Annotated in this window: 3 protein-coding genes; all 3 read right to left on the bottom strand. The window is 57.6% G+C overall.

Annotated features, from left to right (window positions below):
• Nucleotides 1-18 precede the first annotated feature (18 nt).
• The 3 genes from KJ869_04660 to KJ869_04650 all read right to left on the bottom strand — a co-directional run bounded on the left by KJ869_04660 (nucleotide 19) and on the right by KJ869_04650 (nucleotide 6501).
• Nucleotides 19-1197, bottom strand: a complete 1179-nt coding sequence (locus KJ869_04660) for a glycosyltransferase family 4 protein (protein ID MBU1576482.1) — start codon at nucleotides 1195-1197, stop codon at nucleotides 19-21.
• A 138-nt stretch (nucleotides 1198-1335) separates the two neighbouring features.
• Nucleotides 1336-3231, bottom strand: coding sequence for a T9SS type A sorting domain-containing protein (locus KJ869_04655; protein MBU1576481.1), 1896 nt, complete (start codon nucleotides 3229-3231; stop codon nucleotides 1336-1338).
• Nucleotides 3232-6501 carry a hypothetical protein gene (locus tag KJ869_04650; protein MBU1576480.1) on the bottom strand — a complete coding sequence of 1090 codons (3270 nt, stop codon included), beginning with the start codon at nucleotides 6499-6501 and terminating at the stop codon, nucleotides 3232-3234.
• Nucleotides 6502-6554: the final 53 nt, after the last annotated feature.

The raw sequence follows: 6554 nt of genomic DNA, 5'->3' as shown, positions 1-6554 counted from the left end.
CATGTTTTTAACAAACACCTATTCAAGACTTTTATAGATCCCCACCCATTTCTCTAATATATTGTCCCAGCTAAAGTTACGCTTTAAATGCTGATAGGCTCCCTCGGTTACTTTAGTTCTTAGTTCCTCGTCTGTCAGCATTCTTTGAATGGCCTTGGCCAAAGCCACGGAATCCTTCTCCGGCACCAGAAGACCGGTCTCTTCATCTATTATAATGTCGGTGATCCCGCCCAGATCACTGCCTATGACCGGCACCTTGTAATTCATGGCCTCCAGAATGACCACCCCCAGCCCCTCAGTATCGCCCTTGGAGTCTATGATGGCAGGCAGGACAAACACCGAGGCATTGCGGTAGGCGCTCTCCAGCTCGGCCTCGCTGACCCAGCCAGGCAGGCTTATCTTTCGCCCCAAACCTTGGGAGATGGCTCTCTCTTTTAGACGTTCCCGTTCCGGGCCGTCGCCGATGATGGCCAGGTGGACATCCTGTTCCTGGGGCAGGTATTTGAGGGCGTCTATCAGATAGATGATGCCCTTGCGTTCCACTAGCCGGCTGACCGATAGGATGATGCTGGGATTGGCTTGCGGCTGTGAGAATTCTTTATTCTCCGGCAGGCTGATGGTATAGGGAATCACCTCCACCGGCACATCGGCCAGCTCCTTTATTTCATTGGCAGTATAATTGGAGATAGCCACCACCCGATTGGACATCCGGGCCGACCAGCTTAAAAAGCCCTTCAGGAAAGGCAGGGAGCGTTTCACCCAGCGCAGTTCCACCCCGTAAAAAGTGGTGACCAACGGCAGGCCGAAAAAGGCCTTGGCTATCCAGCCGAACAGGGCATGCGGCAGCGGCCAGTGAACATGAACCGCATCGTATTTGTTTTTTCTTAACAATTTTATGATCCCGATCATTCCGCCAACGATGTAGAAAGCCGGCATGATCTTGTACAGCAGGGATCTTTTCATGCGGTCCGGAGTGGTCTCCTCGTGGGTCAGATTCTCCCAGCGTTTGAAGAAATAGCGGAAGCGGTGCACCGGCAGGCCGTGAACCGCCTGGTCGCCCAGCCCCTGGTAGGACGAGGTGAATATCTCGGCCTCCAGGCCGTGCGCCGGGTAATGCCGCAGCATCTCGATCAGCCAGGGGGTGATGATGTCCTTTTCGTCCCTGGGAAAGGCGGTGACTATGTGAAGTATTTTCATAAGGAAATTATAGCACATAAATTAATTATAATAAAGCGAAAGTTAAAATTTCCTAAAAGGGGAATGAGTTCAGCCCCCGGTTCAATGGGAAAATAAAAAGGGCGGGAATTTATTCCCGCCCTTAACCGCCCGTCCCGCTCATTTGATGAGTTGCATTCTCACGACTCGGTGCCGGCCGGCGAATGACAGCCGACAGAGGTAGACTCCGGTTGCGCAACTCGTGGCAGTGGTCCAGGTGACGGAATGCGGGCCGGCCGATCGGACGCCATCGACCAATCCTGCCACCCGCTGGCCCATAATATTATAGACGACGATTTCGACAGGCCCCGCCGCCGGCAGCTGGTAGCTGATCCGGGTTTGAGCTGCGAACGGATTCGGCGAATTCCAAAGCCGGAATATGCCAGGGGACAGCGCTGTCTCCTGGGGCTGTTCGGCCACGCCGCTGGCATCGGCCAGCGCCAGCCGGCCGTAATGCGCCGGATTCTCGTCCTGCGGTAATTCCATGTCCTGCGGCCACCAGGCATAGATGTTTTTATCGGCGCCGTCCTGCCAGCTCAGGTGAAGCTTTGCGATCCCGCCCGGCCCGTTGCGGATATAGCTGCCTGTCCCGCCGCCCAAAGGGATGGACATCTCGTATTGCGCATGCCCGGACGCAATGCCGATGGCTTTTGCGATACCGCCGGCGCCCGAATTGATAACGGCCGGCAGCGCCGTGAATGTCAGGCTGTCGGCAGCGCCCGACTGCTGCAGGATATAGCGGCCCTCGCTGTTATCGCCGGCCCAGGCGCCATCGCCGTCGTCGTCGACAAAAAGATAGAGAGCGTCGCCGCTTTCCAGGCTCGCATCCCACGGCACGTCCACGGCAAGATATAGCGCCGACGAATCGTTGACCGCGTACAGGAACGCGCTTCCGGCCGGAACTGCCTGGCCGTTACGGCTCAGAATGTCGGTGATGTCGATCTTGGCCGCATCCGGCCATTCGCCGTTGGAAAGCACGCCGTCGACAGAGATCGCCGCGCTACGCCAGGAGGCGTTGATCTTGTTGCGGTAGGGAAACGAGATCGCTTCGGATTGCAGGGTATCGTTAGCCCGGTTCTGATCGCCGTCCAGGTCGCAGAACATCCGAAAGACGTAACGCTCTCCTGCCGGGCCCGCCTGCCACGGGGCGAATCCGACCGCGAGGGAATCGCCCGCCGGCAGTTCGGTCACATACGCGGTGTCAACCCGGATCAGAGTGTCGTTGCATAGAATATGGCAAACAACCGGAAAGGTCTGGCTTACCAAGCCGGTATTTTGCGCCAGCAGTTCCGGCACCGCCAAGTCCTCGGGGTCAAGATACCATCCCGGGGAGACAATCGCGGCCGCCTGCAGGTCGTGGGAGTCCTGCTGATTGTAAAAACGGACCGCATACTGGTCTTTCAGAAAGCTCTGGGCGAGGCTCAAACCCACCGTGCCGGCGGAATTCTCTATCCCGATGCTGGCAAAATCCGCCTGCCAGCCGGGCTGAGCCGAGCAGTAAAGAAAGGTGATGCTCGAATCGGCCAAATCTAATATCGCCTGAATGGAATAATAATGCTGAGTGCCGAAATGGACCACCGAATCCCATTCCACCATGAACCTGCCGGCTGCGCTGTCATGGTAGCAGTATATTCCGCCGCTTTGGGGATCGGCCGGGTCGAGGTCGTTCCACAGCGGCGCGGCCATGGCATTGGGCAGCGTGCTGTTCGGAATCGATGAGGGGTATGGGTTCGAGTCTCGTGAGGCAAACGAAAGAAACCCGTTGCTGCAAATGTATACCGAGTCGTAGACCTGCCCGTAGAAACGGAAACTCTGCGGAAGCGCCGCCAGCCAGCTCTTGTCATCGGCGGCGCCCGGACTGGCGCCCAGACCCCTGATCTCGGTCCAGGAGTAAACCGGTCCGGCCGTCTCGTCAGAATCGATCCAGCGGTAGCCAAAAGCATCCGGTCCGCCAGTGGCCGCTCCGATGGGACGGGACGCGGCCAGAACAAACAGGAGGAGAATAATATTCTTCATTTACTGAATTTTGGCGATTTTTTTCACTCCGTCATCTTTTCCAATGCTCCAAGCGAGAAAATAGCAGCCGGCTGACACTTTCATTCCCCCATCGTCAGCGCCGTCCCAGTTGGCACGGTATCGGCCCGGCGCCTGCACTCCGCTAATAAGCGAGCGAACCCGTTGTCCGGCAAGGTTATAAATATTTACAGATACATTGGCGTTTTGCTCCGCAACCTGGTATATAATGGAAGCGCTCTGTTTGAAAGGATTTGGGGAGACCGTCAACAGCGGGTTGCGAATTTGCAGAGAACCAATGGCGGTTACCGAAATCGGTCCGAAATAGTTGACCTTCCCGTCAGTCTCCTGCTCGCCCAGCCGGTAATAATACAGCTGCCCCCCGGATACGTTCCCGTCGGTCCAGCTGTATTCGCAGGGCATGTTTGAGTGTGCCTGGGCGGCTGTCGCTCCGGCCGGCAGGTATCCGTCTTCCGGAGCCGTCGATCTTTCTATCAGCCAGCGGTCGGTGTTCTTCTCGGTTTCGGTCCTCCATTTAAGGACGATGGAGTCGGGGTAGGCCTGGGCGGTAAAATAGGAAAGCTCCACCGCCTGCGGCAGCCCGAAGTTGGAGGTATTCAGTCCCACAAAATATCTGGAGGTATCGCCTTTGGCCGGAGTATTGTGCCACACGACGAATGAATGCCAGCCCGAGGTATCGGCGGTAAACTGGAATTGTTTGCCGGGCGGGGCGATCTCATTAAAAGAGCCTACGGCTTGGGATCTGGATTTGTAGATCGCTCCCGTGGGGCTGAATACGGCGAAGCCCAGGCTGGCCGGCCCTGCCTTTAAGCTACAGGCCGCGTAATATTTTAGGCCGGCAGTGAGATCAACATCATAGGTATGCACTATCTGGTAGTCGCCCATCCTCTTCTCCGTGCTCCAGCCGTTGTTGGGGATGGTGCCGTCCTGGAGGCAGAACTGGGCGAAGTAATCGCCGTCGCCGGTTTTTGGGCCGCGGTAGATGCCGGGGTAATAGCGGGTGCCGGCGGTCAGCTTGTTGCCGTTGACGGCGATTATTTCGACCGTGTCCGGGCCCAGCGCTGACTGGGCGGCCACCACCGAGAACCCGGCATTCGCCTTGCCGTAGGCGTCGTTGTAAACGCGCAGGTCGTAGTCGGTCCCCGCCGCCGGTTTGAGGGCCACCGCGCTCCAGTAATTGGTGGCGGCCTGCCAGTAGCCGTCGCAGTTGTAGTCCGGGACGGACTGATCGATCACGTTGACCGGCGGCGTCGGCACCTGCAGGGTGGTGTCGTCCGGCATCCGGTAGGGCGTCCATACCCATTGACGAGAGAAGACATTGTTGTCCCTGGTCCTTTCGTAGAGGATTCGCTCCTCGTAGTCCGCATAGAGCCGCAGGGTGTGCCGGCCTCCGAAAATCCGCATCGGATAGTCGGCTACCGTCTCGGTCCACCAGGCCGGCAGGCGGTAATCCTCGAGGTATGCGTACAGCCATTCGTCCACGAAGATCCCGGCGCGGAAGATATCGGCCACGTCCACTGACGACGAATCGATGACGCAGAGATCTATAAAAGTTGTGTCCCGGGCCGTTGTCCCAAAGCCGCGCAGGGTATCGCTGACAGTGTATGTGCCCGTAAGTTTGGACGGAACCAGCGGAAACTCCCAGCTCTCCGGCTTATACGGCGCCAGATCGCAGGCCCGGGGGAAGTTTTTGAGATTGGTGTTGAAATAGATGTCAAATCCCAGGCCCCAGCCCGTGTTGCGGTTGTCTGTCCAGGCTACTCTTGGGTTTTCGCCCAGCAGGCAGAGGTCGATGCCGGATATGCCCTCAACCGCGTAGCTGCTGTCGCTGGCGATCTCGGCGGAGAAGAACGTTTTACCGGTGTCGGCCGACCATCGGAAATATGCCCAGGCGCTGTCGTGCGTATAGGCCAGATAACAAATAGTGTCCTGGGCCCAGATCGCGGGATATTTCTCCTCGGCGCCGGTGGCCGAGGCATAGACCCAGCCTGCGGCGAACGTCTTTCCGCCGTCCTTAGAACTTCTAGCTACTATATCGTAATCGTTCTGGTCGTTGTAGGCCCGCTGGCCGGCCAGATAAAGGTATCGTCCCGAGGCCGCCAGGTCCGGGCTCCGGTCATGGCGGGTGGTGGCGATGCCGGAGACGCCGGCGCTCCAGGCGGTGTCTTGCGGGGCGCTCAGGCCGACGGTTCGTGAGTACATGATGTCAACCGAGTCGTTCGTCGCCCAGTTGCCGTAAAGTTCGTAGGCGACCGCTATCAGGCTGTCGCTGATGCAAATTGAAGGGTATCTCTCCTGGCTGCCGCTGCCGGCGATACGGGACCATCCTGCCAGCCAGCTGCCGCCGCCGTTGCGGGAATAGGCATAACCGATATCGTAATCGCTGCCGTTGCCGTTGTAGTCGTACTGCCAGGCCACCGCCACCCTGGTTGAGTCGCTCTTTCTGCCCGCCGCCACCTTGGGCCAGTGGCATTTGGGATAGTTGGCCTTCCATGAAGGAAGGTAATAGAAATTCCATTTATCGCCATTGTTGGATTGCAGGTACTGCATGCCAAGGGTATCGTCGGTCTGGTAGAAGAGGAAGCACTGGTCATTGGAGGTAATGGCCAGGCTCGGCCGGTGGTAATTGTAGTTGTTGTCGCCCAAGTAGAAGAGGTCTTCCCAATCGTTGCCCCCGTCGGTGGATCGGGCCAGCCAAACCTCGTATTTTCCGTTTCCCGAGTACAGCCAGTCATAAGCGATATACAAACGGCCCTGGCTGTCCTTGGCCATCGAAGGCCGTTGCTGGTTGTCGGTATAGTTTGAGACCGCATGGTTGCGGCCCCAGCCCTGGACCTTGTCCGGTTTATCCTGTTTGGCAGTCGCCGGGAAAACCGTTTCGTCCCTGGCTGACAATTCCATCAACCCGGAAACCTTGGCCGACATTTCATTGCCTTGCTCATAGCCGAATATTTTTGACGCTTTGGAGTTGTCCGTGGCTTTCCGGATATTTTTGACGGAAGCTCTTCTTAATGCCTTCCGCGATGCTGGTGAAATTCCGCGGGCTGCCCCATCCGGTTTGATGGCAGATGGGTCTTGGGGGGCGGCCAGATGCTGCCCGGCTTTGTCCAATACCAGCCGCCCGCTCGATTCGGGGCCTTCCCCGGCTATGCCCGGTTCCTTGTCATAAATGACATTTTGCCCGGCCGACGGATTTGCACATATGGACAGAACGGCCAACAATCCGGCCAAGGCTATTGATATCTTTCGCATGGCAATCCTTCCATAATGTACTGGCGGCAGTTAGTGTGGAAGGGCAATACCCG

It is taken from the genome of Candidatus Edwardsbacteria bacterium, from assembly GCA_018821925.1.
Classification (GTDB): Bacteria; Edwardsbacteria; AC1; order AC1; family EtOH8; genus UBA2226.
This window is presented reverse-complemented; position numbering and strand designations above follow the sequence as displayed.

Excerpts from the sequence above, each read along its gene's own strand:
- KJ869_04660 (MBU1576482.1), bottom strand. The coding sequence starts at position 1,197 with ATGAAAATACTTCACATAGTCACCGCCTTTCCCAGGGACGAAAAGGAC.
- KJ869_04655 (MBU1576481.1), bottom strand. The coding sequence starts at position 3,231 with ATGAAGAATATTATTCTCCTCCTGTTTGTTCTGGCCGCGTCCCGTCCC.
- KJ869_04650 (MBU1576480.1), bottom strand. The coding sequence starts at position 6,501 with ATGCGAAAGATATCAATAGCCTTGGCCGGATTGTTGGCCGTTCTGTCC.